The organism is Aeromonas sp. 95A (assembly GCF_051919235.1).
Classification (GTDB): Bacteria; Pseudomonadota; Gammaproteobacteria; order Enterobacterales; family Aeromonadaceae; genus Aeromonas; species Aeromonas veronii.
Genome location: NZ_JBQBFC010000004.1, coordinates 1 through 4,321, shown reverse-complemented (window position 1 = coordinate 4,321; position 4,321 = coordinate 1). Strand labels below are relative to the sequence as shown.

Genomic DNA, 4,321 nt, shown 5'->3' with positions numbered 1-4,321 from the left:
ATTTGATTAATCAAAATAGGGGTTTTGATATGGAAGAGCAGAAGGCCAAGTGGGTGTTTGATCAGGGGGGCTTCTCGAAAGCCTTGGTTGTGCCCACCCTGATGGGGGCCGGCTACCACCTCCACCTCGTCCAGTTCGGGAAGGCCTCCCTGTGAGACAAGTCCCTCCCCTAATACAAACCCGAAGGGAGATCCTGTTACTCCCTTGGCCCTGTGGGGGGCGTGGGCAAAGGCCCGTGGGTGTGGGCAATCCCTGTGGTCAGGGCAGTGGGCGGGCTGTCTTTTTGGCCCGTCCACCCCTGTCCATAGGGTTGTCCATGCCCCTTGAGGGCCGTTCGCCTGGAAGGCGATTGTCCACCCATCCACAGGGTGATCTCCAGGGTGCAACGGTGCAAAAATCCCGCGCGCGATCAGAGATAGAATAGTGCACTCACTAAGTTGTTGTTTTTTAAGGTGGTTTTCATATCCAGAGTGCAGTGGGGCAGCACTCCAGAGTGCAATAGCTAATTGCACTCGGGTTCACGTTGTGTGAAGTAATATTGCACATGGTGTGCAATGTGGTGCACCATGGGTGCAGTTCAACGACACATAGTGTGCAGGAGATTACACCGATGAGTGCAAAGGGTGAGACTGAGCAGTCTCAGGCAGATGAGAACTACAACTTTGTCCAGATATCGAGGGGATACCTCAAGGCTTGGCGAGGGTTGATACGGAAGAACGGCCTAGCCGCCGAAGTGCTGATGTATTTCGTTGAGAAGATGGGCCGCACAACCAACGCTGTCGTTTGCAGCTATGCGACCCTGACAGAAGTGACAGGTTACAGCCGCAGGAGCGTTGCAACAGCAATCAAAGTCCTCAAGGACGAGAGCTGGATCCAGACAGTCAAGATCGGTAGTGCAACGGCATACTGCGTGAATGAACGAGTCTTTTGGCAGGCTGGCCGCAACCAGCGCAAATACGCGATATTCAGTGCTACAGTTGTTGCTGCAGAGACAGAACAAGACAGCGACTTCCACGAACGGGCCAAAGAAAAACTAACCCACATCCCCTTCGTTGATGTCCAGAAGGAACGACTGATTGCCGATTCAGGCGAACAACTGCCACCACCGGATCAACAGGACTTGGATCTCGACTGATGGGTAGATTCCGCGAGCTAACCCCCGCAGAAATTGACGCTCTGCGGGAGGATATGCGCCAGTCCAGCAAATGGGCCAAAGCCGAGTTGATGCGGCGTAAGGGGCGCCTTAACGACCAAAGCCACGGCTCGGGTTTGACCCCTGCTGTGGCCCCAACTTCCGCCGGATCTCCGCCTCCAGCTTGCGAGCCAGATCCTGCTCCTGCTGCCTCCGCTGATTGTCCTGCTGCATCGCCACGGCTTGCTTGAGAACCTCCGCCACCTGATCCTTGGATAGCCCCTTAAACGGCTCCTGAAGCGCTTGGAGCTGTTTCTGGGTGTCGGCCAATGCCATCCTAGCCCTAACCGCCGCCCCGCGCTGAGAATCGCTTTCAGAGGCTTTCTCGGCGACAACCTTGAACGCCTTCGCAAACTTGGCGTTGAGCCGCTCCGCTACACCAAGTGGGGTCTCGACCATCGGCCGCAACCCGATCTTGCCCAGCAACCCCGGGCCTTGCTCGCTCTGCGGCTTGAGATCCTCCTCCCGGATCTCGGGCGGCACGGGGATCTGCTGCCCCAGCGCGTTGTAATGCGCCTTGATGCGCTTGTGGGTCGCCTTGCTGCCCTCGATGCCCCGCACCAGTCCAAGATGCTTGACGGCCTCGGCATAGCTGCTCTGGTCGTTGCTCATCTTGGTGCGGTTGCCGATGAACTCCTTGGCACTCAACCGCCCATCTTTGGTGATCGGGACCACGAACGCCGACATGTGGGGGGTCTTCTCGTCCAGGTGAATCGACGATACCAGGATGTTTTCCCGCCCGTACTTCTCGGCCAGCCAGTCCATAGAGCTCTGGTAGAAGTCCGCTTTCCGGCCGGAATCGGCATTGATCCACCACTCCGGTGACGCGCTCAGGACGTACTCGATAGCGAGCACCGCATCCTTGCGCCGCTTCTCCGGCAGCTTCTCCCGCAGCTTGCCCATCGCCTCGTCTGTGGAACGGGCGGCCATGTGCATGTTGTGCCGGAGTCTCTCGGGGTCTGCATTGGGGGTGTCGCGCTCCCGAAAGCAGTGCTTTAGGGAGGCTGCAACCGAGCCCATCCCCGATAGTTTCTTGCAACGCATGATGGCAAAGGCGGCCATGTGTCTTCCCCTCTTGGTGGACTGTCGGAGAGGCTTGAGGGGGGCGACAGCATGGCGACCTCCGGAGGGCCTCTTGACAGGCAAGAGTACTCACTAGACTTTACTTCGTAAAGTCGCTCGCTCCGGCAGGGTGCCGGAGGAAAGATCAACCCCCTGATAGCTCCCCCTGAAGGGGGGCAAAAGATAGGGTGATCGGGGGGCGCTGTGGCGTTTGCCTCCCCCAGAACCGGAGACCCTCAAAAGCCGGTTTTGCAGGGAAGGGGGGGATCTCGCCACGGGTTCATATGGGCGTGTTCCGCCGCCCGCCTTCCGGTGGATCTATCCACTGCAGGGGGCGGCTTGTAGGGGCTGCGCCCCTGAAAACCGGACATCAATAAGCTGTTTTTGATACATCAAAACCTTGTTTTTGATGCGGGAGGGGGTAGTATCAATTTCGGGATTTGATTAATCAAAATAGGGGTTTTGATATGGAAGAGCAGAAGGCCAAGTGGGTGTTTGATCAGGGGGGCTTCTCGAAAGCCTTGGTTGTGCCCACCCTGATGGGGGCCGGCTACCACCTCCACCTCGTCCAGTTCGGGAAGGGGGCGGAAACCAGCGTGTTGGAACGCCAGAGGGGAGGCTGGCGAGTCTTCAAGACGATCGATACTGCTGTCTCTACTGCCAAAACCATAGGGTTCCGGCGCATCGAGGTCGATTTGACCTCCCTGTGAGACAAGTCCCTCCCCTAATACAAACCCGAAGGGAGATCCTGTTACTCCCTTGGCCCTGTGGGGGGCGTGGGCAAAGGCCCGTGGGTGTGGGCAATCCCTGTGGTCAGGGCAGTGGGCGGGCTGTCTTTTTGGCCCGTCCACCCCTGTCCATAGGGTTGTCCATGCCCCTTGAGGGCCGTTCGCCTGGAAGGCGATTGTCCACCCATCCACAGGGTGATCTCCAGGGTGCAACGGTGCAAAAATCCCGCGCGCGATCAGAGATAGAATAGTGCACTCACTAAGTTGTTGTTTTTTAAGGTGGTTTTCATATCCAGAGTGCAGTGGGGCAGCACTCCAGAGTGCAATAGCTAATTGCACTCGGGTTCACGTTGTGTGAAGTAATATTGCACATGGTGTGCAATGTGGTGCACCATGGGTGCAGTTCAACGACACATAGTGTGCAGGAGATTACACCGATGAGTGCAAAGGGTGAGACTGAGCAGTCTCAGGCAGATGAGAACTACAACTTTGTCCAGATATCGAGGGGATACCTCAAGGCTTGGCGAGGGTTGATACGGAAGAACGGCCTAGCCGCCGAAGTGCTGATGTATTTCGTTGAGAAGATGGGCCGCACAACCAACGCTGTCGTTTGCAGCTATGCGACCCTGACAGAAGTGACAGGTTACAGCCGCAGGAGCGTTGCAACAGCAATCAAAGTCCTCAAGGACGAGAGCTGGATCCAGACAGTCAAGATCGGTAGTGCAACGGCATACTGCGTGAATGAACGAGTCTTTTGGCAGGCTGGCCGCAACCAGCGCAAATACGCGATATTCAGTGCTACAGTTGTTGCTGCAGAGACAGAACAAGACAGCGACTTCCACGAACGGGCCAAAGAAAAACTAACCCACATCCCCTTCGTTGATGTCCAGAAGGAACGACTGATTGCCGATTCAGGCGAACAACGAGTTGATGCGGCGTAAGGGGCGCCTTAACGACCAAAGCCACGGCTCGGGTTTGACCCCTGCTGTGGCCCCAACTTCCGCCGGATCTCCGCCTCCAGCTTGCGAGCCAGATCCTGCTCCTGCTGCCTCCGCTGATTGTCCTGCTGCATCGCCACGGCTTGCTTGAGAACCTCCGCCACCTGATCCTTGGATAGCCCCTTAAACGGCTCCTGAAGCGCTTGGAGCTGTTTCTGGGTGTCGGCCAATGCCATCCTAGCCCTAACCGCCGCCCCGCGCTGAGAATCGCTTTCAGAGGCTTTCTCGGCGACAACCTTGAACGCCTTCGCAAACTTGGCGTTGAGCCGCTCCGCTACACCAAGTGGGGTCTCGACCATCGGCCGCAACCCGATCTTGCCCAGCAACCCCGGGCCTTGCTC

The 4,321-nt window shown here is 57.3% G+C and carries 5 protein-coding genes and 1 pseudogene; 4 read left to right on the top strand and 2 right to left on the bottom strand.

Going from position 1 to position 4,321, the window contains the following annotated elements:
- Window positions 1-29: 29 nt before the first annotated feature.
- Together ACTG2U_RS21560 and ACTG2U_RS21555 are read left to right on the top strand one after the other, a co-directional pair.
- Window positions 30-143: pseudogene (locus ACTG2U_RS21560) on the top strand (plasmid replication protein RepB); the annotation flags it as partial.
- A 467-nt stretch (window positions 144-610) separates the two neighbouring features.
- Entirely contained in the window at window positions 611-1,135 is a 525-nt protein-coding gene (locus tag ACTG2U_RS21555) for a replication/maintenance protein RepL (protein WP_139408513.1), read from the top strand.
- A 108-nt stretch (window positions 1,136-1,243) separates the two neighbouring features.
- Here the strand turns inward: ACTG2U_RS21555 and mobV are convergent, their stop codons facing one another.
- Window positions 1,244-2,254, bottom strand: a complete 1,011-nt coding sequence (gene mobV, locus ACTG2U_RS21550) for a MobV family relaxase (protein ID WP_438378805.1) — start codon at window positions 2,252-2,254, stop codon at window positions 1,244-1,246.
- A 467-nt stretch (window positions 2,255-2,721) separates the two neighbouring features.
- Between mobV and ACTG2U_RS21545 the strand changes: the two genes are divergently transcribed.
- Together ACTG2U_RS21545 and ACTG2U_RS21540 are read left to right on the top strand one after the other, a co-directional pair.
- A complete protein-coding gene (locus ACTG2U_RS21545) occupies window positions 2,722-2,964 on the top strand; it encodes a plasmid replication protein RepB (RefSeq protein ID WP_438398415.1) in 243 nt (80 codons plus the stop codon).
- 455 nt (window positions 2,965-3,419) lie between these two features.
- Complete coding sequence (locus ACTG2U_RS21540; protein ID WP_439975150.1) at window positions 3,420-3,923, top strand: replication/maintenance protein RepL; 504 nt, start codon at window positions 3,420-3,422, stop codon at window positions 3,921-3,923.
- A gap of 8 nt (window positions 3,924-3,931) precedes the next feature.
- Here ACTG2U_RS21540 and ACTG2U_RS21535 read toward each other — a convergent pair.
- Window positions 3,932-4,321 (bottom strand): hypothetical protein (locus ACTG2U_RS21535; RefSeq protein ID WP_439975149.1); only part of this gene is annotated, 390 nt, incomplete at its 5' end.

Bases quoted from the DNA above. Each gene is read 5' to 3' on its own strand.
- ACTG2U_RS21540 (WP_439975150.1), top strand. From the start codon at position 3,420: ATGAGTGCAAAGGGTGAGACTGAGCAGTCTCAGGCAGATGAGAACTAC.
- ACTG2U_RS21555 (WP_139408513.1), top strand. From the start codon at position 611: ATGAGTGCAAAGGGTGAGACTGAGCAGTCTCAGGCAGATGAGAACTAC.
- ACTG2U_RS21545 (WP_438398415.1), top strand. From the start codon at position 2,722: ATGGAAGAGCAGAAGGCCAAGTGGGTGTTTGATCAGGGGGGCTTCTCG.
- mobV (WP_438378805.1), bottom strand. From the start codon at position 2,254: ATGGCCGCCTTTGCCATCATGCGTTGCAAGAAACTATCGGGGATGGGC.